The sequence below is a fragment of the Brevundimonas sp. SL130 genome, from assembly GCF_026625805.1.
GTDB lineage: Bacteria > Pseudomonadota > Alphaproteobacteria > Caulobacterales > Caulobacteraceae > Brevundimonas.
The window spans coordinates 2,525,564-2,547,958 of the sequence record NZ_CP113064.1 but is presented as its reverse complement, the minus strand read 5'-3'; the positions used below and the strand labels follow the sequence as shown (position 1 = coordinate 2,547,958).

The following is a 22,395-nucleotide window of genomic DNA, read 5'->3' as shown; positions in this document are numbered from 1 at the left end:
AATCCTCAGCGCGACGGATCATCCATGGTGAGTGCGCCGAGAAGGCCGCGCCAATGGGAAAGCTGGCATCGATATTAGCTTGTGCTAAGTCTGAGGTGTGAAGCCGTTTGAACTCAATATCCGTCACCTGCGCGCCGTCGCCGCCGTGGTGGACACGGGCAGCATCAGCGCCGCCGCGCGGGTGGTGAACCTGACTCAACCCGCCATCACTCAAGGCATCGCTAAACTGGAGCGCCAGATCGGCCTGCCGTTGTTCGAGCGCAAGCCCGGCGGCATGACCCCGACTGTGGCGTCCGAACTGTTGGCGCCGCGCGTGGCCGCAGCCGTCAGACTGATGGACAGCCGCCATGCGACAGCGGCTCAGATCAACGCCTTTCTCGCCCTGGCCCGACAGGGAAGCTATGCGGCGGCGGCGGCGGAGACGGGTCTGTCAGAGCCGTCTCTACATCGGGCGGTTGGAGATTTGTCGCTGGCCATCGGCCATGTTTTGGTGGAGCGGAGCGGCAAGGGCGTGGTCCTGACGGCGCGGGGCGCGGTGGTGGCGCGGCGCTTCAGACTGGGCGAGGCCGAGCTGAAATCGGCCTTGTCGGAACTGGCGCTTTTGGAGGGACGAGAGGTCGGCCGTATCGTCGTCGGCGCCATGCCTCTGTCGCGCGCACGGCTACTTCCAGCGGCTGTGACAGCATTTCACGCCCGGCATAGCGAGATCGGGGTGGGCGTCATCGAGGGCTCTCATGCCGAACTGGTCGGACCTTTGAGAGACGGCGAGATCGACATGATGGTCGGCGCCTTGCGGTCAATTCCTGCCGATTATGGTCTGGCCCAGACGGCGCTTTTCGAGGATCGGCCGGTGATCCTGGCGCGGGCGGGGCACCCGCTGGCGGGAAGCCGCGGACCGATCACGCGTCAGGCGATGACGGCCTATCCGTGGATCACGCCTGCGTTGGGCGCGCCCTTGCGATCTCAGTGGCAGGCCATGTTCGAAGCGGCCGGGGCGCATCCTCCCGACGTGCCGATTGAATGCGGCTCGGTGATGATGATCCGCCAGATACTGTTGCAGAGCGACTTCCTGACCCTGTTGTCGCCGGATCAGGTGGCGGTGGAGCTCGAGGCAGGCTGGTTGGTCCGAGTCGCCGATGCGCCTGGCGACGTAAGCCGCACCATCGGCGTGACGACCCGCGCCGACTGGCGTCCGACTATGCTGCAACGACGGTTTCTGGCGGCGCTGGAAGACCAGGCGAAAATCATAACGACGAGCATGTAGTTCGTATTTTCTAATAGGCCGTCGGACAATCCGATTGGCCCGGATCCATGGTCTCGCCCTAGCGTCGCCGACATGGGCCAGTATTCGGACATCATCGCCATGATCGGCTTCGGCGAGGCCGGCCGGACCTTCGCCTCGGCCGGTGGCTGGGCGTCGCGTGCGCGGGTCTATGATCGGTTGACCGACGCCGTGGCCACGCGCGCCGACAAGATGGCGGACTATGCGTCGGCCGGTGTCGTGGGCTGCGACGACGCAGCCACGGCGGTCTCCGGGGCCTCGGCGGTCCTGTCGCTGGTCACAGCGGATAAGGCCCAGTCGGCGGCGGAGGAAGCGGCGCGCTCAATCGCGGCGGGGGCCCTGTATCTGGATATGAACAGTGTCGCGCCCGAGACCAAAAGGACTGCCGCTCGCGCCATTGAGGCGAGGGACGCCCATTATGTCGATGTCGCCGTCATGTCGCCGGTTCAGCCTGCCGGCCTGACAACGCCTCTGTTGTTGAGCGGCGCTAGGGCGGCCGAGGCCGAGGCGGTTCTGGCGTCGTTGGGCTTCTCCAGCATCCGCGTCTTGGGCGCTGAGGTGGGCCGAGCGTCGTCGATCAAGATGATCCGGTCAGTGATGATCAAGGGGATGGAAGCCTTGAGCGCCGAGTGCGTTTTGGCTGCGAGCGAGGCGGACGTCTTGGACGAGGTGATCGGTTCGCTCGACGCCAGCTGGCCCGGCGCGGATTGGGGGCGACGCATTGATTATAATCTCGACCGCATGATGGTCCACGGCGCGCGCCGTTCAGCCGAGATGGAGGAGGTCGTACGCACCCTCGATGACCTTGGCGTCGGCTCGCAGATGAGCCGTGGCGCAGTCATCCGTCAGGCCGCCGTCGGCGGCATGGGGCTGAATACGCCGCCCAGCGGGCTGACCGCCAAAATCGCCGCCGTCCTTAACAAAACAAGGGCGAAAGAAGCATGACCCTGATTATCGACTGCCACGGCCACTACACCACAGCGCCCGAGGCCCACACCGCCTGGCGCGAGGCCCAGGTGGCCGCCTACCGAAGTGGAGCGCCGACGCCCGCCTATCCCGATATCTCCGACGACGATATCCGCGACACCATCGAAAAGAACCAGTTGAAGCTGCTGCGCGAGCGCGGCGCAGACTTGACGATCTTCTCCCCGCGCGCCTCGACCATGGCGCCCCATGTCGGCGACGAGGGGGTCAGCCTGGAATGGGCGCGGCGGTGCAATGACCTGATCGCGCGGGTCGTGGGCCTGTACCCCCAGACCTTCGTCGGCGTCTGCATGCTGCCGCAGTCGCCCGCGGCCGATTTGACGGGATCGATCGCCGAGCTGGAGCGGTGCGTCAACGACCTGGGCTTCGTCGGCTGCAACCTGAATCCGGATCCCGGAGGCGGGCATTTCGAGCATCCCCCCCTGACGGACCGCTACTGGTATCCGCTCTACGAGAAGATGGTCGAGCTGGACGTTCCCGCCATGATCCACGTCTCGGGCAGCTGCAACCACGCCCTGCACGCGACCGGCGCCTACTATATCGCCGCCGACACCATCGCCTTCATGCAACTGATTGAGGGCGACCTGTTCAAGGATTTCCCGACCTTGCGGCTGATCATTCCGCATGGGGGAGGGGCCGTGCCCTACCACTGGGGGCGTTATCGCGGTCTGGCCGACATGCTGAAGAAGCCCGCCCTGGCCGGTCACCTGATGAACAACGTCTTCTTCGACACCTGTGTCTATCACCAGCCGGGCGTGGACCTTTTGGCCAGTGTGATCGAGACCAAGAACATCCTGTTCGGCTCGGAAATGGTCGGCGCCGTGCGCGGGATAGACCCGGAGACGGGCCATTACTTCGACGACACCAAACGCTATGTCGATGCGCTGAACGTCGGGGCCGAGCAGAAGCACGCCATTTTCGAGGGCAATGCTCGCCGTGTGTTCCCGCGCCTCGACGCCATCCTGAAAGGGCAAGGTCGATGATCGCCGGGACACAGGACATCCACGCCTATTTGGAAGAGTTGGAAGACATCCCCGGCACTCGGGTCTTCACGGCGGCCCGCGCCCGCAAAGGCTACTGGCTCAACCAGTTCTGCATGACCCTGATGAAGGCCGGCAACCGCGAGAAGTTCAAGGCGGACGAGCGCGCCTATCTGGACGAATGGCCGATGACCGAGGCGCAGAAGCGGGCCGTCTTGGCCCGCGACTACAACGCCGCGCTCGACGAAGGGGGCAATATCTACTTTCTGTCCAAGGTCTTCTTCACCGACGAGATCAGCTTTCTCCAGGCCGTCGGCACCATGACCGGCATGAGTCAAACCGACTATCAGGCCATGATGATTGCGGGTGGTCGCTCGCCTGTGGGCCTGCGTTCCAAGAAGGATCCCTACTGATGGCCCGCATCACGGCAGGCGTCGCGACCAGCCACATCCCGGCTCTGGGCGCGACCATTGATCAAGGCAAGACGGGTGAGCCCTACTGGGCCCCTTGTTTTGCGGGCTATGACTGGACCCGCGCGTGGGAAGAGGCCCAGAAGCCCGACGTCGTCATTCTGGTCTACAATGACCATGCGACCGCCTTCGACATGAACTTCATACCGACCTTCGCCATCGGATGCGCCGAACGCTACGCCTCGGCCGACGAGGGCTGGGGCCCGCGCAAAGTGCCCGATGTCATCAACGATCCGGACCTGGCCTGGCACATCGCTCAGAGCTGTATCCTGGACGAATTCGACATGACCATCGTCAATCAGATGGACGTCGATCATGGGCTGACCGTGCCTTTGAGCCTGATGTTCAACCAACCGGAGGTCTGGCCGTGCAAGGTCGTGCCGCTGGCGGTGAATGTCGTGACCTATCCCCCGCCCACGGGAAACCGCTGTTACGCCTTGGGAGAAGCCATCGCCCGCGCCGTCGCCTCTTACCCTGAGGATCTGAACGTTCAGATCTGGGGCACCGGCGGCATGAGCCATCAGTTGCAGGGGCCGCGCGCGGGTCTGATCAATCAGGAATGGGACCAGCGGTTCCTCGACGACATGACCGCCGATCCTCAGCGTCTGCGCCACCTCCCGCACATCGAATATCTGCGCGAGGCCGGTTCGGAGGGCATCGAGCTGGTCATGTGGCTGATTATGCGCGGCGCCCTGGGCGCCAATGTTCGCGAACTGCACCGGCATTACCACGTGCCGGCGTCCAACACTGCAGTCGGGCACATCGTGCTCGAACCCATCGACTGATTTCGGGCCTGACGTTTGGGCCCGCCCTTTGGAGACACGCCATGAAGATCGCACTCGCCGGGGCCGGCGCATTCGGCGAAAAACACCTCGACGGACTGAAGCTGATCGACGGTGTGGAGGTGGTCAGCCTGATTGGCCGGACGCTGGAGGCGACCCAGGCTGTCGCCGAAAAATACGGCGTCAAACACGTCACCACGGACCTGGCCGAAGTTTTGACCATGCCCGAGGTCGATGCGGTGATCCTGTGCACCCCGACCCAGATGCACGCGGCCCAGGCCATCGCCTGTATGGAGGCCGGCAAGCATGTGCAGGTGGAGATCCCCCTGGCCGACAGTCTGGCCGACGCCGAAGCCGTCAACGAAAAACAGCGCGAGACCGGCCTCGTTTGCATGGTCGGCCATACCCGGCGCTTCAACCCGAGCCACCAGTACATCCACAACAAGGTCAAGTCGGGCGAGTTGAACCTCCAGCAGATGGATGTTCAGACCTATTTCTTCCGCCGCAAAAACATGAACGCCAAGGGCCAGGCGCGCAGCTGGACCGACCACCTGCTGTGGCACCATGCGGCGCATACGGTCGATCTGTTCGCCTATCAGGCCGGGCCGATCGTCAAGGCCAATGCGATCGAGGGGCCGATCCATCCCGAACTGGGCATCGCCATGGACATGTCGATCCAGCTGAAGGCCGAGAGCGGCGCCATCTGCACCCTGTCGCTGTCCTTCAACAACGACGGGCCGCTGGGGACCTTTTTCCGCTACATCGGCGACAACGGCACCTGGATCGCGCGCTACGATGATCTGTTCACCGGCAAGGAAGAGCCGGTCGACGTGTCGAATGTCGATGTCTCGCTGAACGGCATCGAGTTGCAGGATCGAGAGTTCGTCGCCGCCATCCGCGAGGGACGCGAACCCAATAGTTCGGTCGCCCAGGTGCTGCCCTGCTACCGTGTTCTGGGCCAGCTAGAACAGCAGCTTCGGGCCGACTTCGTCTAAAAGGGCGACTGACCCTCCCGCGTTTCAGTGGGCGCCCATTCTGGCTTTTCGAGGCTGGAGGGGCGTGTCGTCAACAGCGGCGCGGGCGGGGGCGTTGCTCCCCCGCATTGCGGCCCTGCGCCGGCCGATGCGATTGACCCGGCCGGTCGTCAGAACCCGGCGGGCGAACCTCCCGACCTGGGCAGTCGCAGCGAGGCCCGGACGCCGCCTTCGGGTCGATTGACCAGCGTCAGTTCACCGTTCATGTCGCGCGCCAGCCGCGCCGCGATCGCCAGGCCCAGGCCGGAGCCGCCGGTATCGCGCGAGCGGGAGGTCTCGAGGCGGACGAAGGGCTCCATCACGGCGACCAGTTGGTCTTCGGGGATGCCTGGACCGGAGTCGTCGATCTGAACCTCCACATGGTGGGCGTGTTCGACCGTGCCGATGCGGGCGTTTCCGGCATAGCGGAGCGCGTTGTCGATCAGGTTCGCCAGGCAGCGTCTGAGCTCCTGAGGACGCGCCTGTACGTCACAGTCGCAGCCTTGCAAGAAGACGACGTCGTGGCCGGCGTCGCGCTCGTCGTCGGCCAGGGCCTTTATCAGGGAGTCCAGGGCCACCACGGCGAGAGGCTCCGTACTGGGCGTGTCGCGTGCGATCTCCAGGCCCTCGCGCGCCAAGGCCTGCATGGCCGCCAGGTCGTCCAGCAGTCTTTGCCGCAGTTCTGTATCCTCGACCTTCTCCAACCTCAGGCGCATGCGAGTCATTGGGGTCTGGATGTCGTGGGTGACGGCGGCGAGAATCTGGCTCTTGGCGGCGATCGAGGCTTTCAGCCGGCTTTGAAGACTGTTCATAGCGTGGGCCGCACGTCGCACTTCGACGGGCCCCGTCTCCGGCATCGGCGGAGCGTCCAGAGATTCACCGAGGGCCAGGGCCCCGGCCGCCATATGGCGGACCGGGCGGGTGGCTGTCCGGGCGACGACCAGGGACAGCAGGGCGGCGGCCAGGGCCAGGGCCAGGACGAAGCCGGGGTCCAGCAGTCTCGGCCTTACCGCCTGCGGCGGGGCCCAGACGGCGATACGCTCGCGACCCTGCGCTGAGCCCAGGTCGACGAGCCAGCAGGACGGAGGGCCCAATCCCAGCGAGGCCGCCCGGCTGACGACGGCGGCCTTGGCTCGGCTGTCTCGGTCGGGCCAGCCGGGCTCTGGCCTTTGGCAAGCCTCGGGCGAGACGCGAGACGCCCTGGCCTCGACGGCGCCGAGCCGGCCATCCGCCAAGAGCCGATTCAGCGCCTGATCCGGGGTCAGGGCGATTGCTTCGGGGGGAGGGACGCGAACGCTGGTCGCGCCGCGGGCGGCCAGGGCGCGGGCCTCCGAGGCTCCGATTCTCTGACGCAGATTGACATAGGCCTGAACGCGATCGGCGGTGCGTTCGTTCTGGAAGGCGGCGATGTCCGCGCGTTGGCGCAGATCGGCGATGCTGAGCGACAGAACCGCCGCGGCGCCGGTGCCCACCAGCAACAGGAAGAAGATGCGGCCTGTCAGAGAGCCGAAAAAGGACTGGAGCCGGGTCACGACAAGGCCACCGTCGCGGCCAGCACATAGCCCTCGTTCCGGATCGTCCGGATCAGGACGGCGCCCTCGTCTCCGAACTTTTGACGTAGGCGACTGATCTGAATGTCGACGGCGCGATCCAGGACATCTTCCTGGCGGACAGCGCCGAGGTTGATCAGCTGTTCGCGGCTGAGCACGCGATTGGCGTAATCGACCAGAACCCGAAGCAGGCGGAACTCGGCGCCCGACAGCATCACGACCCGACCGGCCGGGTCATTCAGCAGGCGTTGCTCCATATCCAGGATCCAGTCGTTGATCATGGCGCGTCGGGCTTCCAGCGGCGCCAGATTGGCGGGCAGGGCCTGGGTGCGTCGCAAGACGTTACGGATGCGGGCGATCAGTTCGCGCGGCTCGAACGGCTTGGTCAGATAGTCGTCGGCGCCCATTTCCAGGCCCAGAATACGATCCACGGCTTCGCCGCGCGCTGTCAGCATGATGATCGGGGTCGTCGAGGCCGCACGGATGTCCCGGCACAGTTTCAGCCCGTCCTCGCGCGGCAGGTTCAGGTCCAGCAGCACAAGATCCGGCGTCCAGGCGGCCATGACCTCCCGCATACGCGCGCCGTCTCCGGCGGTTTCGACCTCGAACCCCGACATCGCCAGCTGTTCGCCCAGCAGGGTTCGGATGTCGCGGTCGTCGTCGACCAGCAGGATGCGGGATGGAGTCTCCATCGGCGCACTATGCGCGGCCAGACTTGGCGGGGCTCGCCTCATTCGATGTCCGTTGTTCTCAAATCGCAGTCTGACACGTTGCGACACATCTTTGCGGCCCCTCGACATACTGAGACAAGGCGAAACCTGAAATGGCCGCTAGCAGAGATGCTATCGACGCAAAGAAACAGACGCAGAGCCCGATGACCATGAGCCTAGAGCCCCGCCCGACCCATACGCGGATGCGCCGATTGACTCGCCGTCAGAAACTTGTCGGCGGGATCGTCGTGATCCTGATCGTGGCGGCGCTGGCGCTGGTTGTGGCGCGTTCGCTCGGCACGGAGACGGCGCCGGGGCCGGGTGGTCCAGGCGGTGGACCTGGCGGGCCGGGCGGCGGGCCTCGTTCCGCCGCCAGTACGGTCGGCGTGGCGACGGCGTCGACAGCCGACGTGCCGGTGATACTGGACGCCATCGGCACGGTCGTCCCGGCGGCGACGGTCACCCTACGCCCTCAGGTCTCGGGCGTCATAGCCGAGGTCTATTTCACCGAGGGGCAGCTGGTGCGTAAGGGGCAGGTCCTGGCCCAGATCGATCCGCGCCCCTTCCAGGCGGCCCTGACGCAGGCCCAGGGCCAGCTTCAGCAGAACCAGGCCCAACTGACGGCCGCGCGCGTCACCCTGGCCCGCTATGAAACCCTTTTGCAGCAGGACTCCATCGCGACACAGGAGGTCGACACCCAGCGCGCCCTGGTCCAGCAGTTGGAAGGCGCCGTCACCGCCTATCGGGGGGCAGTGCAGACGGCGCAGTTGAACCTCGGCTTCGCCCGCATTGTCGCCCCGGCCAGCGGCCGTATCGGTCTGCGTGTCATCGACGCCGGAAACTATATCGCCGCCGGCGATGATTCCGGTCTGGCGGTCATTACGACCCTGAGCCCGATCGACGTCGAATTCACCGTGCCCCAGTCCCAGATCGGCGCCATCCAGCAGCGCGCCTATTCCGGGGCTCGTCTGCCTGTGCTCGCGCTGGATACGACCCGTGAAAAGACGCTGGACGCCGGTGTCTTCTCCACCCTGGACAACCAGATCAGCACGACGACGGGGACCGTGCGCGGCAAGGCGCGTTTCCCCAACAGCGCCGGCTCCCTGTTCCCCAGCCAGTTCGTGAACGTCCGCATGACGTTGGACACGCTGCGCGACGCCGTCGTCGTGCCCTCGACCGCCGTACGCCAGAACGAAAAGACCTCCTTCGTCTGGGTGGTCGGCGCCGACAGCACGGTGTCGCAACGCCCGGTCGTGACCGGGGTGTCGACCACCACCACCGTCGTCATCACATCCGGGCTGAAGGTCGGTGAAAAGGTCATTACCGAAGGCGGCGATCGTCTGACGGAAGGCGGCAAGGTCGCCGTCGCCGGTCAGGCCCGTCCCCAGCGCCAGGGCGCTGGCCAACGTCCGAGCCAGGGACGCTGATCGGATGAACCCCTCCCGTCCGTTCATCCAGCGGCCGGTCGCGACCTCGCTGTTCATGCTGGCCATCGTGCTGGCGGGCCTGGTCGGCTTCCGTCTGTTGCCGCTCTCGGCCCTGCCCGAGGTCGACTACCCCACGATTCAGGTCCAGACTCTGTACCCCGGCGCCAGCCCGGAAGTGATGAGCCAAACCGTCACCGCCCCGCTGGAACAGCAGCTGGGCGAAATGGCCGGGCTGGAACGTATGAGCTCGATCAGCTCGGCCGGCGCCTCGGTCATCACCCTGCAGTTCGGCCTGTCCGAGACGCTGGATGTGGCCGAGCAGGAGGTTCAGGCGGCCATCAATGCGGCCGACGCCCTGCTGCCCGCCGACCTTCCGGCGCCGCCCGTTTACGCCAAGATCAATCCGGCCGACGCACCGGTTCTGACCATCGCCGTCACGTCCGACACCCTGCCGCTGACCGAGGTGCAGGACCTGGTCAATACGCGGCTGGCGCAGAAGATCAGCCAAACCTCGGGCGTGGGCCTGGTGTCGCTCAGCGGCGGGCAGAAGCCGGCCATCCGCATCCAGGTCGATGTTCAGCGTCTGGCGTCCTACGGCATCACCCTGGAGGAGATGCGCACGGCGATCGAGAACTCCAACGCCAACGGCGCCAAGGGCAGTTTTGATGGACCCACCCGGTCCTACACGATCAACGCCAACGACCAACTGCTGACGGTCGCCGACTATGAAAACCTGATCATCGACTATGTCGACGGCGCGCCGGTGCGGCTCAAGGCGGTCGCCAAGGTCGTGAACGGGGCGGAGAACTCGCGCCTCGCCGCCTGGGCCAATGAAAAGCCGGCCATCCTGCTCAGCGTCCAGCGCCAGCCCGGCGCCAATGTCATATCAACCGTTGACGCCATCAAGGCGCGTCTGCCGGAACTCCAGGCCCAACTGCCGGCCTCGCTGGAGATGACGGTGCTGACCGACCGCACCACCGGCATCCGGTCGTCGGTCCATCACGTCGAGATCGAGCTGCTGCTGGCCATCGTCGGCGTGGTCTTGGTGATCTTCCTGTTCGTGCACAGCCTGCGCGCCACCCTGATCGCCAGCTTGGCGGTGCCGATCTCGCTGATCGGCGCGTGCGGGGCCATGTATCTGCTGGGCTACAGCCTGAATAATCTCAGCCTGATGGCCCTGACCATCGCGACCGGCTTCGTCGTCGACGACGCCATCGTCATGATCGAGAACATCTCGCGCCATCTGGAGAAGGGCGAAAAGCCGATGCAGGCGGCGCTGAAGGGCGCCAAGGAGATCGGCTTCACCATCATTTCGCTGACGGTGTCGCTGGTGGCGGTGCTGATCCCGCTGCTGTTCATGGGCGACGTGGTCGGGCGGCTGTTCCGCGAGTTCGCCGTCACCCTGGCCATCACCATCCTGATTTCCGCAGTGGTGTCCCTGACTCTGACCCCGATGCTTTCGGCGCGCTGGCTGAAGAGCCACCCTGAGGCCGAGGTGAAGGGGATCGGCAAATACGCCCAGCGGACCTTTGAAAAGGTCGAGGCCTGGTACGAGCAGGCCCTGGTTTGGGTGCTGGATCGTCAGAAGGCCACTCTGATGGTCGCCCTGGGCACTATGATTTTGACCGGCCTGCTGGTCCTGGTCATCCCCAAGGGTCTGTTCCCCACCCAGGACACCGGCCAGTTGCTGGCCCGTGTCGAGGCCACCAGCTCGGTCTCGTTCGCCCGCATGTCTGACCTCCAGCAGCAGGCGGCGGCGGTCATCCTGGCCGACCCGGCGGTGGACTCGCTCAGTTCTACGGTCGGCGTCGACGGGTCGAGCACATCGGCGCTGAACGTCGGCCAGATGACCATCAACCTGAAGTCCGATCATGGCTCACAGCAGAAGGTGATGGAGCGGCTGAAAACTGGGGTCGCCGAAATCGCCGGACTGCGTCTGTTCGTTCAGCCGACCCAGGATCTGACCATCGACACCGAGACGGGGGCGACCCAGTACCGGCTGTCGGTCGAAGGGGCGGATACGCCGACGGTCAACGCCTGGGCCGGCAAGATCGCTGCGGCCATGGCCGAACAGCCCAAGCTGCGCAACATCTACAACGCCGCCGAGGCGACGACGCCGGCGGCGCAGATCTCGATCGACCGCGACACCGCCGCCCGCCTGTCGATCACCGCCTCGCAGGTCGATGAGGCGCTCTACAGCGCCTTCGGTCAGCGGATCGTCTCGACCATCTTCACCGAGACCAGCCAGTACCGGGTGATCCTGGAGGCCGACCCCGGCATCCTGACCACGCCGCAATCCCTGGCGCAGCTGAACCTTCAGGCGTCCGGGGGCGCGACCCCGCTGGGCGCCTTCGCCTCGATCGCCGAGAAGGATGCGCCGACCCAGGTGACCCGCGTGGCCCAGTTCCCTGCGGCCACCATCGGTTTTGACGCCGCGCCGGGCGTGTCGCTGGGCGCCGCCGTCAGCCAGGTTCGCGCCGCCATCAAGGCCGCCGATGTTCCGGCCAGCGTGACCACCAGCTTCCAGGGCGCGGCCGGATCCTTTGAAGGCTCGCTGTCCAACCAGATGTGGCTGATCGTGGCGGCGGTGGTGTGCGTCTACATCGTGCTGGGGGTGCTGTACGAAAGCTACGTCCACCCGCTGACCATCCTGTCCACCCTGCCTTCGGCGGGCGTGGGGGCCCTGTTCGCCCTTTGGATCACCGGCAACGATCTGGGCGTCATAGGCATCATCGGTCTGATCCTGCTGATCGGGATCGTGAAGAAGAATGCGATCATGATGATCGACTTCGCCATCGACGCGGAACGGACCGAGGGCAAGTCGGCGCGGGAGGCCATCTTCCAGGCCGCCATCCTGCGGTTCCGACCCATCCTGATGACGACCATGGCGGCCCTGCTGTCGGCCGTGCCCCTGATGCTGGGGATGGGCGAGGGCGCCGAGCTGCGCCGGCCCCTGGGCATCGCCATCTTCGGCGGTCTGCTGGTCAGCCAGTTGCTGACGGTCTTCACGACGCCGGTCATCTATCTGGCTTTCGACAAGCTGGCCCCGGCCAAGCGCAGGACGGCGGTTGCGGACGCGCAGACCGACGATCCGGCGACGGCCATCGAGCCGGAGCCGATCCGGTGAACCTGTCCGAACCCTTCATCCGGCGGCCGATCGCGACGGTGCTGCTCAGCCTGGGCGTCGCCCTGGCCGGGGTCGCCGCCTTCTTCGTCCTGCCCATCGCCCCCCTGCCACAGGTGGATTTTCCGACCATCTCGGTCCAGGCCAGCCTGTCGGGCGCCAGTCCCAGCACCATGGCCTCCAGCGTCGCCACGCCGCTGGAGCGTCGGCTAGGCGTGATCTCGGACGTCAACGAGATGACGTCGCAGAGTTCGACCGGCTCGACCCGGATCAATCTCCAGTTCAATCTGAACCGCGATATCGACGGCGCCGCGCGCGAGGTCCAGGCCGCCATCAACGCCGCGCGCGCCGACCTGCCCGCGACCCTGCGCAGCAACCCGACCTATTCCAAGGTCAATCCGTCCAGCGCCCCGGTCATCATCATGGCCCTGACGTCCGACACCAAGACGCCGGGCGAGATCTATGACGCCGTGTCCAATGTCGTCACCCAGCGTGTGGCCCAGGTGAACGGGGTGGGCGAGGTCGAGATCGGCGGCGGCTCCCTGCCGGCTGTGCGGGTGCAGGTCAATCCGTTCCAGCTGAACCACTATGGCGTCAGCCTGGAGGACGTGCGCGCCGCGATCGAAGCCGCCAACGCCGACCGGCCCAAGGGGACGGTCGAGGGCGAGGGGAAGCGGTTCCAGATCTATACGGACGCCGCCGGCAAGACGGCTGCGGACTACGCCAGCCTGATCGTGGCCTGGCGCGACAATGCCGGCATCCGCCTGTCCGACGTCGCAGAGGTGACTGACAGCGTATCCGACACCCGCACCCTGGGCCTGTTCAACGGCAAGCCGGCCATCGTCATCCTGATCACGGCCGAGCCGGGGGCCAACATCATCAATACGGTCGACGCCGTCCGCGCCGTCGTGCCCGAACTTCAGGCCCAGCTGCCGGGCGACATCAAGATCCAGGTCGCGTCGGACCGCACCAACTCCATCCGCGCCTCCTTGCACGAGATCGAGTTGACCCTGGTGGTGTCGCTGATCCTGGTGGTGCTGGTGGTCTCTGTCTTCCTGCGCAGCGCGCGGGCCACCTTCATCCCGACCGTGGCGACGGTGGTGTCCCTGCTGGGGACGTTCGGCGTCATGTATCTGATGGGCTTTTCGCTGAACAACCTCAGCCTGATGGCCATCACCGTGGCGACCGGCTTCGTCGTCGATGACGCCATCGTGGTGCTTGAGAACACCCAGCGCCATATCGAGGCCGGAATGGAGCGGTTCAAGGCCGCCTTGCTGGGTGCGCGCGAGGTCGGGTTCACGGTCCTGTCGATCAGCGTCTCCCTGGTCGCGGTCTTCATTCCCCTGTTGTTCATGGGCGGTCAGACCGGGCGGCTGTTCCGCGAGTTCGCCGTCACCCTGTCGGCGGCGGTGCTGATCTCGCTGGTCATCTCCCTGACCCTGACGCCGATGATGTGCGCCTATCTGCTGAAGCCGCGCGAGGAAGGCCGTCGCGAGGGACCGATCGGCCGTTGGCTGGAGGCCGGCTTCACCAAGATTCAAAACGGTTATTCCTGGTGCCTGGACTGGGCGTTGCAGTCCAAGCCCATCGTCATGCTGTCGCTGGCGGCGGTGATCGGCCTGACGGCCTATCTCTATGTCGTGGTGCCCAAGGGCTATTTTCCACAGCAGGACAACGGCCAGCTGGCGGCGGGCGTGCGGGCGGACGAGAGCGTCTCCTTCCAGTCCATGTCGGCCAAGCTGAAGCGGGTGATCGCCATCATCGACGCGGACCCTTCGGTCGATACGGTCGTCGGCTTCACCGGCGGCGCCCGTGCGGGCGGCGCTTTCATGTTCGTCAATCTGAAGCCGTTGGCCGAGCGGGACGGGGAGAAGAGCGCCGCCGTGATCGCCCGCCTGCGTCCCAAGCTGGAGGCGGTGGAGGGGATCAGCATCTTCCTGAATCCGGTCCAGGATCTGCGCATGGGGGGGCGGTCGTCGAACTCGACCTACCAGTACACCCTGATCAGCGATTCCAGCGCCGATCTGCGTGAATGGGCCCAGAAGCTGGAAACCGAGATGAAGACCCTGCCCGAGCTGATCGACGTCGACAGCGACCTGGCCCAGAACGGGGTCGAGACCTATCTGACGATCGACCGCGATGTCGCCGCCCGCCTGGGCGTGACGCCGACCGCCATCGACAACAGCCTCTACAACGCCTTCGGTCAGCGGCAGGTGGCGACCATCTATGAGGACATCAACCAGTATTCGGTCATTCTGGAGTGGTCGCCCAAGTTTGCGCAGGGGCCAGAGGCGCTGACGGACGTTCAGACGCCGACGTCCTCTTCGACCGACACGACCGAGACCAGCGTCACCAATCCGGCGCTGAACGATCCCTCGACCGGGTCCGCACTGGCGACGACGGTCACGCCCATGACGCCCCTGTCGGTGCTCGCTGCCGTCAGCCAGGCGCCCACGGCGACCTCGGTCAACCACCAGAACGGCGAGCTGGCGACGACGGTCTCCTTCAACCTGGCGGACGGCGTTCCTCTGTCGCAGGCCCAGGCCGCCGTGACCGAGGCGGCCGAGCGTATCGGCATGCCGATCAGCGTGCGCGGCGCCTTCGCCGGACAGGCGGCCCAGGCCCAGGCGCAGAACCAGCAGCAGCCCCTGCTGATCCTGGCGGCCCTGGTGGCCATCTATCTGGTGCTGGGCATCCTGTACGAGAGCACCATCCACCCGATCACCGTCCTGTCCACCCTGCCGGCGGCGGGGGTCGGGGCGGTGCTCGCTCTGATGCTGTTCGGCATGGAGTTCACCATCATCGCCCTGATCGGGGTCTTCCTGCTGCTGGGCATCGTCAAGAAGAACGCCATTCTGATCATCGACTTCGCCCTGGACGCCCAACGGTCGCGCGGGCTGACGGCGGTCGAAGCCGTACGCGAGGCGTCGCTGCTGCGTTTCCGGCCGATCTTGATGACGACCCTGGCCGCCGGACTTGGCGTCCTGCCCCTGGCCATCGGATTCGGCCAGGGCGCCGAACTGCGCCAACCGCTGGGCATCACCATCATCGGCGGGCTGATCGCCAGCCAGATCATGACCCTGATCACCACCCCGGTGGTCTATGTCTACCTCGACAAGCTGCGCAAGAAGACGGGCGACGAGCGCGCCCTGGCCCGCGGCATCGAAACGGAGTCCTCCCCCGCATGAGAGCCTACGCCCCCCTTCTGTTGACGGCCGCCCTGATGGCCTCGGCCTGCGCCGTCGGTCCTGACTATGGTGTTCCCACCACCCCCGTCGTCACCGCCTTCAAGGCTCCTGAGGGCTGGCGGACGGCCCAGCCGTCGGATGCTCTGGACCGGGGCGACTGGTGGACCCTGTTCGGCGACGAGACCCTGAACGCCCTGGCCGCGCGCGCCGAGACGGCGAACCAGACGATCGCCGCCGCTGAAGCCGCCTATCGCCAGGCCCGGGCCGCCACGCGCGAAACACGCGCCGGCCTGTTCCCCACCGTCGATCTGGACGGATCGGGCACGACCTCGGGCGGGGGATCGACGGCCGAAAGCGACGCTTATAAGGTCGGCATAGGCGCGACGTGGGAGCCGGACTTCTGGGGACGTATCCGCCGATCGGTCGAGGCGAACGACGCCTCGGCCCAGGCCAGCGCGGCCGATCTGGCCAGCGCCCATCTGTCGATCCAGGGGGAGTTGGCGGTCAACTATCTGAACCTGCGCGAAGCCGACGCCGAGGTCGCCCTGCTGGACCAGACCCTGACCGGTTACCAACGCGCGCTTGAGATTACCCGCAACCGCTACGAAGCCGGCATCGCCCCGCGCACCGACGTGCTTCAGGCCGAGACCACCCTGGCCAACGCCCGTTCAGAGCGGATCGGGCTGGAGCGCACCCGCACCACCTACGAGAACGCCATCGCCGTCCTGGTGGGCGAGCCGGCCAGCACCTTCACCCTGGCCGCCGCCGACTGGAGCCCGACCGTGCCGGACGTGCCGGTCGGCCTGCCCTCGACCCTGTTGGAGCGCCGGCCCGACATCGCCTCGGCCGAGCGCGCCGTCGCCGCCGCCAACGCCCAGATCGGGGTGCAGCAGGCGGCCTTCTTCCCGACCCTGTCCCTGACCGGCTCCTCCACCCAGAACGCCTCCAGCCTGGGCGATCTGTTCGCGAGTTCCGCCAATGTCTGGTCGCTGGGTCTCGGCCTGGCTGAAACCCTGTTTGACGCGGGTGCGCGCGGAGCGGCGGTGGAGCAGGTGAGGGCGTCTTATGATTCCTCGGTCGCCGCCTACCGCCTGGCGGTGCTGGAAGCCTTCCAGGATGTCGAGGACCAGCTGACCGCCACCGACGTGCTGCGCCGCCAGTATGCCGAGCTGGAGACAGCCTCGCGCGCCGCCGACCAGACGGAGGCCATGATCCTGAACCAGTACCGCGCCGGCACGGTCGCCTATACCGACGTGGTTACGGCCCAGGCGTCGGCGCTCAGCGCCCGCCGCGCCCTGTTGCAAGGCGCCGTAGACCGTCAGACGACGGCCGTCGCCCTGGTCCAGGCCATAGGCGGCGGTTGGCGCTGATGCGCGCTGGACGAAGCGGGCGAGTGTTTCTATGATCGGGGCCAGCCGTCGGGTCTTTTCTGCGGTGATTTTCGCGTGGGTTTGACGACGTGCTGAACAAGATTTTCGCCTGGTGGAACGGGGCCACGATCGGCACCCTCTTCACGATCGCCAAGCGTGGCCGCTACGTCGGGACCGACGAGGTCGGCAACAAATATTACGAGGCCAAGGACAACTCGAGCTACGACGGCCGCAAGCGCCGCTGGGTCGTGTACGAAGGCTATGCCGAAGCCTCTAAGGTCTCGGCCGATTGGCACGGCTGGCTGCGCTACACCTTCGACCTGCCGCCGACCGAGGAGCCGCTGCCGCGTCGCGCCTGGGAAAAGGACCACCTGCCCAATTTCACCGGCACGCCCATGGCGTGGCGCCCGCAGGGTTCGCTGGCCGCCGAGGCCAAGCGTCCCGCCGCGACCGGCGACTATCAGGCCTGGACGCCCGAGTGAGACCGAATCGGCTCCTGCTGGGCGGAGCGGCGGTCGCTGCGGTGCTGAGCGCCGGAGCCGTGACCGCCAGCGTCCTTCAGGATTCGCCGCGTGACGCCCGCCCGGTGCAGGAGACGTCTGCGCCCGCCGTTCCCGCTGAGGCGCCGCCCGCCGGCGCTCCGGCGCCTGGATCGCCGGTGGTCGTGACCCCGCCGCCGTCCATCGTGATCGCCGAGGACGCCGCCGTCGCCGAAAAGGCCGAGGAAGAGGCTGAAGCCGAGACGCCTGTGGTCGAAAAGGCCATCGAACAGCCGGCCACCCCCGCCCGCCGCCAACGGCGCAAATTCGCGGTCATCCAGGCCATCGACAAGACCACCGCCGAGACCATGAAGTTCGAGGTCGAGGTCGGCGGCCGTCCTGTGCGTTTCAACCGCAACCTGATCTTCAGCGTCCGCGCCTGCGAGGTCAGCACGCCGGACGAACTGACCGAGGACGCCATCGCCTATGTCGACGTCTCGCTCCAGTCGCGCGGCGTGAACCAGCCGGCGGATCCGCGGCAGCTGTTCCGGGGCTGGATGTTCGCCTCGTCCCCGGCCGTCAGTGGCCTGCAAAGCCCCAACTACGACGCCTGGGTGGTGGGCTGTAAGAACTGAGCGCGAGGAGGCCGGAATGAACCGCTTGATGCGACGGATCCCACCGGAGCGCTTATTTTTGCGGCGATCTTAGGCTGTGAGACTGATGCTGCACGTAGGTCTGGCGCTGTGGCGGCTTTTGTAGCCGGCGCTGCCGGAGCTGGGGCGCAGTTAATGAGATTTCCGGGGGCATTGGTAGGTGCCGCGATAACTAATAATCCGGGCGCGACTAGCTCCGTGGAAGTGGGCTGTAGAGGGAGTGCAGCGGCCACTCCTGCAACTACAAAGCCAATGACGGACAGCGCCTTCTTAAAGGGGCGTAGCGGAATTTGAACCTTGTATGGGACGTCAGGTCAAGCGATGCTGTTAGCTATGAAGGGTTATCTAATTTTCATAGCTAGAACTATAAGATTTACATTGCCTTTACTTGGATTGAGTCTCATAGTTTCTGCAATATCGCTATGTTCATATAAAATGGGTTGGGCGGAGTCGCCGTATCCAGGATTTTGGATATTGCTTTGGTGGGCAATAAAGTGGTGGTTATTTGTAGTTGCCGTTTTTCTTGTTGGGGGGAATGTTGTTTATTTCTCTTCAATGTCCAGTAAGAATCAAAAATGATTAGTGCATCGTGAGTTTTGACGTCAATTGACGTGAGGGGATTGATTGTTTGGGCTGTCAGGTTACGGGCGTCTGCCGTAACTTGCCCTGCACGCCGAGATATCAGGTGCTCGCGGCCGTCGAAGCCGCCCCGGCGCCAGCACGCAAGCGTCGGAGGGTAGGCCGCTCGGACCAGCGCTGCTGGCGTCAGGCCGCAATGCGCTAGACTAGAGGGGGCTGACCGGGGCCGATTGAAGCGCCCAGTCCACGGCTTCGGCCCCGGTCATCGGCGCCGTCAGAGCCGTCTCGTCCACCGCCTGCTTCAACGCGGGCTTCAGCCGCCTCAGATAGGCCGCCTGGGGCGTCTCCACCGCGCCGAACTGGCTGAGATGTTCGGTCAGGAACTGGGCGTCCAGCAGGGTCCAGCCGCCCTTGAGCAACCGCGCGACCAGATGGACTAGCGCCACCTTGGAGGCGTCGCGTTCGCGGCTGAACATGCTCTCGCCGAAGAAGGCCCCGCCCAGGGATACGCCGTACAGGCCGCCGATTAGCCGTTCGTCCTTCCAGCACTCAACCGAATGGACGTAGCCCTGGGCGAAAAGGGCGGCGTACAGGCGGCGGATCGGGGCGTTGATCCAGGTGTCCTCGCGCTCGGGCCCTTGCGCCGCCGCGCAGCCGTCCAGCACGGCCTCGAAGGCGGTGTCGACCCGCACCTCGAACGGTTCGCCGCGCACGGTGCGGCGCAGACGGGTGGGGATGTGGAAGGCGTCCAAGGGGATGACGCCCCTCTGCTCGGGCTCGATGATGAAGACGCGCGGATCGTCGCGCGACTCGGCCATCGGGAACACGCCCCTGGCGTAGCACCCCAGCAGATCCTCCGGACCGAACCCGCCGAACGGGCCGCCGGCGCTGAAGTCGGGGTCGTTCATGGAACGGGGCGGATCTGGTCGGCGGTCACGCGATTGGCGGGGAGGCGCCCAGCCTCGATCTCAGCCAGGCCCGACAGGGTCGTCACGGCGATGGCCGTCAGCGCCTCTTCGGTCAGAAAGGCCTGGTGGCCGGTGACCAGGACGTTCGGGAAGGTCAGCAGGCGCTGGAACACGTCGTCCTGAATGATCTCGTTCGACAGGTCCTCGAAGAACAGGTCGCCTTCTTGTTCGTAGACGTCCAGGGCGACGCCGCCCACACGATGGCTCTTCAACGCGTCGATCAGGGCCTGGGTGTCGATCAGGGCGCCCCGGCTGGTGTTGACGATCATCACCCGCGGCCGCGCCGCCGCCAGGGTCGGGCCGTCGATCAGGTGGCGCGTATCGGGCGTCAGCGGACAGTGCAGGCTGATGATGTCGGACTGGCGCAGCAGGGTCTCGCGATCCACGTAGCGGACGCCGATCTGGGTCAGGGCGGCGTCCTCGACCACATCATGGGCCAGAACCTCGCAGCCGAAACCCAGTTTCAGCGCCCGCGCGACCAGGGCGCCGATGCGGCCCGTGCCGACGATGCCGGCGGTCCGCCCCGACAGGTTGCGGCCGATCAGGCCGTCCAGGGCGAAGTTGTTCTCGCGCACCCGGGCCGAGGCGCGGGGGATGTTGCGGTTCATCGCCAGCAGCAGGCCCAGGGTGAACTCGGCGACCGCTTCGGGCGAATAGGCGGGCACGCGGATGACGGTCAGGCCCAGGCTTTCGGCGGTGCGCAGATCGACATTGTTGTAGCCGGCGCAGCGCAGGGCCACGGCGCGCACCCCGCCTTGCGCCAGTCGGGTCAGGGCGGGGGCGTCCAGCCGGTCGTTGACGAAGACGCAGACGGCGTCGAAACCGTCGGCCAGCGGCGCGGTGGTCTCGTCAAGCCGCGCCTCGAACCAGCTCAGGTCGTGGCCGAACTCGGCGTTGGCCAGGTCGAGGAACCGGCGGTCATAGGCCTTGGTCGCAAACACCGCGATACGCATGGGCCGGTTCCTCTGATCACGCTAGGTTCAGGCGTCGCCCTTCTGACGGGCGGCCCACTTCTCCAGCCAGTGGATGTCATAGTCGCCGGACAGGATGTCGGGCTCCTGCAACAGTTTCTGGAACAGGGGGATGGTGGTGTCGACGCCGCCGATGACGATCTCGTTCAGCGAGCGCTTCAGGCGCGCAATGGCCTCTTCGCGGTCGCGGCCGTGCACGATCAGCTTGCCGATCAGGCTGTCATAATAGGGCGGGATCGAATAGCCAGCGTAGATGGCGCTATCCAGACGCACGCCCAGGCCGCCGGGGGCGTGGAAGTCGGTGATCTTGCCCGGCGAGGGGGTGAAGGTCTCGGGGTTCTCGGCGTTGATCCGCACCTCGATGGCGTGGCCTTCGAAGCTGATGTCCTCCTGGGTGAAGGACAGGGGCAGGCCGGCGGCGATGCGGACCTGTTCGCGGACCAGGTCGACGCCGGTGATCATTTCCGTAACCGGATGCTCGACTTGCAGACGGGTGTTCATCTCGATGAAGAAGAACTCGCCGTCCTCCCACAGGAACTCGATGGTGCCGACGCCCAGATAGCCGATGGCGGCGATGGCCTTGTTGACCGTCTCGCCGATCTTCTTGCGACCCTCGGCCGACAGGGCGGGCGAGGGGGCCTCTTCCAGCACCTTCTGGTGACGGCGTTGCAGCGAGCAGTCGCGTTCGCCCAGGTGCACGACATTGCCATGGCTGTCGGCGATGACCTGGATCTCGATGTGGCGCGGCTTCTGGAGATAGCGCTCCATATAGACGGCGCCGTTGCCGAAGGCGGCCTTGGCCTCGGACTGGGCGGTCTGCACCGCCTCGACCAGATCATCAGCCGTCAGGGCCACCTTCATGCCGCGTCCGCCGCCGCCCGCCGCCGCCTTGACGATCAGGGGGAAGCCGATGGTCTTGGAGGCCTCGATCGCCGCCTCGACGGTCTCGACCTCGCCCTTGGAGCCGGGGACCACCGGGATGCCGGCGTCCATGACGGTCTGTTTGGCGCTGATCTTGTCGCCCATGACCCGGATATGTTCGGGCTTGGGACCGATGAAGGTCATGCCATGGGCTTCGACGATCTCGGCGAAGCGGGCGTTCTCGGACAGGAAGCCATAGCCGGGGTGGATCGCCTGGGCGCCGGTGATCTCGGCCGCCGCGATGATCGAGGGGATGTTCAGATACGACTTGGCCGCCGAGGCGGGGCCGATGCAGACGCTCTCGTCCGCCAGCCGCACCCACATGGCGCCGCGGTCGGCTTCCGAGTGCACGGCGACGGTGGAGATGCCCATCTCCTTGCACGCGCGGTGGATGCGCAGCGCGATCTCGCCGCGGTTGGCGATCAGGACTTTCGTGAACATGGCTTAGCCCTCGAGCAGGACGAGGGGCTCGCCGTATTCGACCGGCTGGGCGTCGCCGACCAGGATCTCGACCACGACGCCGTCGCGCGGGGCCTGGATCGGGTTCATGGTCTTCATGGCCTCGACGATCAGCAGGGTCTGGCCCTTCTTGACCTTGTCGCCGGCCTGGATGAAGGGCGCGGCCTCGGGCGAGGCCTGCAGATAGGCGGTGCCGACCATCGGCGACTTCACCTCTTCGCCGGCGCGGGCGACGATGGTGGCCGGGTCCGACGGCATGGAGACCGGAGCGGCGGCGGCGACGGGCGCAGCGGCCGGCGCCGGGGCGGCGGCGTACTGGACCGGGGCGGCGTGCATGGTGATTTCGCGGGCCACGCGGATGCGCAGCTCGCCGCGCTCGACCTCGACCTCGGTCAGGTCGGTTTCGTTCAGGATCTCGGCCAGCTGGCGAACCAGGGCGGCGTCGATCTCGGCGTGTTTCTTGTCATCGGCCATTGGGGTGCGCC

18 protein-coding genes are annotated in these 22,395 nt (G+C 66.1%); 12 read left to right on the top strand and 6 right to left on the bottom strand.

What is annotated here, in order from left to right; genetic code table 11:
- Nucleotides 1–97 precede the first annotated feature (97 nt).
- The 6 genes from OU998_RS12470 to OU998_RS12445 all read left to right on the top strand — a co-directional run bounded on the left by OU998_RS12470 (nucleotide 98) and on the right by OU998_RS12445 (nucleotide 5,493).
- Nucleotides 98–1,264: a LysR family transcriptional regulator gene (locus OU998_RS12470; protein ID WP_267513885.1), complete on the top strand. Its 1,167-nt coding sequence runs from the start codon at nucleotides 98–100 to the stop codon at nucleotides 1,262–1,264.
- 72 nt (nucleotides 1,265–1,336) lie between these two features.
- Nucleotides 1,337–2,227 (top strand): NAD(P)-dependent oxidoreductase, encoded by an 891-nt coding sequence (locus OU998_RS12465; RefSeq protein WP_267513884.1) that lies wholly within the window; start codon nucleotides 1,337–1,339, stop codon nucleotides 2,225–2,227.
- Nucleotides 2,224–3,249, top strand: coding sequence for an amidohydrolase family protein (locus tag OU998_RS12460; RefSeq protein WP_267513883.1), 1,026 nt, complete (start codon nucleotides 2,224–2,226; stop codon nucleotides 3,247–3,249). The genes OU998_RS12465 and OU998_RS12460 overlap by 4 nt, the downstream gene beginning before the upstream one ends.
- Complete coding sequence (ligA, locus tag OU998_RS12455; protein WP_267513882.1) at nucleotides 3,246–3,659, top strand: protocatechuate 4,5-dioxygenase subunit alpha; 414 nt, start codon at nucleotides 3,246–3,248, stop codon at nucleotides 3,657–3,659. The genes OU998_RS12460 and ligA overlap by 4 nt, the downstream gene beginning before the upstream one ends.
- On the top strand, nucleotides 3,659–4,501 hold the full coding sequence (locus tag OU998_RS12450; protein WP_267513880.1) for a class III extradiol dioxygenase subunit beta: 843 nt from the start codon (nucleotides 3,659–3,661) through the stop codon (nucleotides 4,499–4,501). The genes ligA and OU998_RS12450 overlap by 1 nt, the downstream gene beginning before the upstream one ends.
- Before the next feature lie 41 nt (nucleotides 4,502–4,542).
- Nucleotides 4,543–5,493 carry a Gfo/Idh/MocA family oxidoreductase gene (locus OU998_RS12445; RefSeq protein ID WP_267513879.1) on the top strand — a complete coding sequence of 317 codons (951 nt, stop codon included), beginning with the start codon at nucleotides 4,543–4,545 and terminating at the stop codon, nucleotides 5,491–5,493.
- A 149-nt stretch (nucleotides 5,494–5,642) separates the two neighbouring features.
- On the opposite strand, the gene OU998_RS12440 is transcribed toward OU998_RS12445, so the two are convergent.
- Together OU998_RS12440 and OU998_RS12435 are read right to left on the bottom strand one after the other, a co-directional pair.
- Nucleotides 5,643–7,043 (bottom strand): sensor histidine kinase, encoded by a 1,401-nt coding sequence (locus tag OU998_RS12440; RefSeq protein ID WP_267513878.1) that lies wholly within the window; start codon nucleotides 7,041–7,043, stop codon nucleotides 5,643–5,645.
- Nucleotides 7,040–7,753 carry a response regulator transcription factor gene (locus tag OU998_RS12435; protein ID WP_267513877.1) on the bottom strand — a complete coding sequence of 238 codons (714 nt, stop codon included), beginning with the start codon at nucleotides 7,751–7,753 and terminating at the stop codon, nucleotides 7,040–7,042. Before OU998_RS12435 ends, OU998_RS12440 begins: the two co-directional genes overlap by 4 nt.
- A gap of 188 nt (nucleotides 7,754–7,941) precedes the next feature.
- On the opposite strand from OU998_RS12435, the gene OU998_RS12430 reads away from it, so the two are divergent.
- The 6 genes from OU998_RS12430 (at nucleotide 7,942) to OU998_RS12405 (ending at nucleotide 17,994) form a co-directional block, all read left to right on the top strand.
- Entirely contained in the window at nucleotides 7,942–9,198 is a 1,257-nt protein-coding gene (locus OU998_RS12430) for an efflux RND transporter periplasmic adaptor subunit (RefSeq protein WP_267513876.1), read from the top strand.
- Between the two features lie 4 nt (nucleotides 9,199–9,202).
- Complete coding sequence (locus tag OU998_RS12425) at nucleotides 9,203–12,325, top strand: efflux RND transporter permease subunit (protein WP_267513874.1); 3,123 nt, start codon at nucleotides 9,203–9,205, stop codon at nucleotides 12,323–12,325.
- The gene (locus OU998_RS12420; RefSeq protein WP_267513873.1) at nucleotides 12,322–15,510 is read left to right on the top strand and encodes an efflux RND transporter permease subunit; all 3,189 of its coding nucleotides are present in this window, start codon (nucleotides 12,322–12,324) and stop codon (nucleotides 15,508–15,510) included. Before OU998_RS12425 ends, OU998_RS12420 begins: the two co-directional genes overlap by 4 nt.
- Complete coding sequence (locus OU998_RS12415; RefSeq protein WP_267513872.1) at nucleotides 15,507–16,880, top strand: efflux transporter outer membrane subunit; 1,374 nt, start codon at nucleotides 15,507–15,509, stop codon at nucleotides 16,878–16,880. Before OU998_RS12420 ends, OU998_RS12415 begins: the two co-directional genes overlap by 4 nt.
- A gap of 89 nt (nucleotides 16,881–16,969) precedes the next feature.
- Nucleotides 16,970–17,362, top strand: a complete 393-nt coding sequence (locus tag OU998_RS12410) for an NADH:ubiquinone oxidoreductase subunit NDUFA12 (protein ID WP_267513871.1) — start codon at nucleotides 16,970–16,972, stop codon at nucleotides 17,360–17,362.
- Complete coding sequence (locus OU998_RS12405) at nucleotides 17,359–17,994, top strand: DUF2155 domain-containing protein (protein ID WP_267513870.1); 636 nt, start codon at nucleotides 17,359–17,361, stop codon at nucleotides 17,992–17,994. The genes OU998_RS12410 and OU998_RS12405 overlap by 4 nt, the downstream gene beginning before the upstream one ends.
- An 803-nt stretch (nucleotides 17,995–18,797) precedes the next feature.
- On the opposite strand, the gene aat is transcribed toward OU998_RS12405, so the two are convergent.
- The 4 genes from aat to accB are packed head-to-tail and all read right to left on the bottom strand — an operon-like array spanning nucleotide 18,798 to nucleotide 22,384.
- Nucleotides 18,798–19,499, bottom strand: a complete 702-nt coding sequence (aat, locus tag OU998_RS12400) for a leucyl/phenylalanyl-tRNA--protein transferase (RefSeq protein WP_267513869.1) — start codon at nucleotides 19,497–19,499, stop codon at nucleotides 18,798–18,800.
- Nucleotides 19,496–20,512: a 2-hydroxyacid dehydrogenase gene (locus OU998_RS12395; RefSeq protein ID WP_267513868.1), complete on the bottom strand. Its 1,017-nt coding sequence runs from the start codon at nucleotides 20,510–20,512 to the stop codon at nucleotides 19,496–19,498. Before OU998_RS12395 ends, aat begins: the two co-directional genes overlap by 4 nt.
- 27 nt (nucleotides 20,513–20,539) lie before the next feature.
- Nucleotides 20,540–21,892: an acetyl-CoA carboxylase biotin carboxylase subunit gene (gene accC, locus OU998_RS12390; protein ID WP_267513867.1), complete on the bottom strand. Its 1,353-nt coding sequence runs from the start codon at nucleotides 21,890–21,892 to the stop codon at nucleotides 20,540–20,542.
- A 3-nt stretch (nucleotides 21,893–21,895) separates the two neighbouring features.
- Complete coding sequence (gene accB / locus OU998_RS12385) at nucleotides 21,896–22,384, bottom strand: acetyl-CoA carboxylase biotin carboxyl carrier protein (RefSeq protein WP_267513866.1); 489 nt, start codon at nucleotides 22,382–22,384, stop codon at nucleotides 21,896–21,898.
- Between the last annotated feature and the right edge of the window lie 11 nt (nucleotides 22,385–22,395).

Excerpts from the sequence above, each read along its gene's own strand:
- OU998_RS12435 (WP_267513877.1), bottom strand. The coding sequence starts at position 7,753 with ATGGAGACTCCATCCCGCATCCTGCTGGTCGACGACGACCGCGACATC.
- aat (WP_267513869.1), bottom strand. The coding sequence starts at position 19,499 with ATGAACGACCCCGACTTCAGCGCCGGCGGCCCGTTCGGCGGGTTCGGT.
- OU998_RS12430 (WP_267513876.1), top strand. The coding sequence starts at position 7,942 with ATGAGCCTAGAGCCCCGCCCGACCCATACGCGGATGCGCCGATTGACT.
- OU998_RS12425 (WP_267513874.1), top strand. The coding sequence starts at position 9,203 with ATGAACCCCTCCCGTCCGTTCATCCAGCGGCCGGTCGCGACCTCGCTG.
- OU998_RS12465 (WP_267513884.1), top strand. The coding sequence starts at position 1,337 with ATGGGCCAGTATTCGGACATCATCGCCATGATCGGCTTCGGCGAGGCC.
- ligA (WP_267513882.1), top strand. The coding sequence starts at position 3,246 with ATGATCGCCGGGACACAGGACATCCACGCCTATTTGGAAGAGTTGGAA.
- accB (WP_267513866.1), bottom strand. The coding sequence starts at position 22,384 with ATGGCCGATGACAAGAAACACGCCGAGATCGACGCCGCCCTGGTTCGC.
- OU998_RS12450 (WP_267513880.1), top strand. The coding sequence starts at position 3,659 with ATGGCCCGCATCACGGCAGGCGTCGCGACCAGCCACATCCCGGCTCTG.
- OU998_RS12395 (WP_267513868.1), bottom strand. The coding sequence starts at position 20,512 with ATGCGTATCGCGGTGTTTGCGACCAAGGCCTATGACCGCCGGTTCCTC.
- OU998_RS12445 (WP_267513879.1), top strand. The coding sequence starts at position 4,543 with ATGAAGATCGCACTCGCCGGGGCCGGCGCATTCGGCGAAAAACACCTC.
- OU998_RS12415 (WP_267513872.1), top strand. The coding sequence starts at position 15,507 with ATGAGAGCCTACGCCCCCCTTCTGTTGACGGCCGCCCTGATGGCCTCG.
- OU998_RS12460 (WP_267513883.1), top strand. The coding sequence starts at position 2,224 with ATGACCCTGATTATCGACTGCCACGGCCACTACACCACAGCGCCCGAG.
- accC (WP_267513867.1), bottom strand. The coding sequence starts at position 21,892 with ATGTTCACGAAAGTCCTGATCGCCAACCGCGGCGAGATCGCGCTGCGC.